The 255-nt window shown below is 57.6% G+C and carries 1 other RNA gene; it reads left to right on the plus strand.

The window, feature by feature from the left end:
- Positions 1–214: signal recognition particle sRNA large type (gene ffs, locus LD028_RS09215), an RNA gene on the plus strand; the annotation flags it as partial.
- Positions 215–255: the final 41 nt, after the last annotated feature.

Genomic DNA, 255 nt, shown 5'->3' on the forward strand with positions numbered 1-255 from the left:
GAGGCTGAATTCCTTCTCGAGGTTAGTCTGTTGCGAGGCCTGTCTCAAGCAAGTGGTGTTGACGTCTGGGTCCCGCGCAATGGGATTCCGTGAACCCTGTCAGGTCCGGAAGGAAGCAGCAGTAAGCGGATGCTCCCATGTGCCGCGGGGACGCCTGGGCTGAGCTAACTGCTTGAGCAACGCTCGGGGCAGCTAATCGACAGAAGGTGCACGGCCTTACATAGCAATTAGGGAACAAAACCCACTCATGGCGAG

It is taken from the genome of Anoxybacillus sp. LAT27 (genome assembly GCF_022030075.1).
GTDB lineage: Bacteria > Bacillota > Bacilli > Bacillales > Anoxybacillaceae > Anoxybacillus > Anoxybacillus kestanbolensis.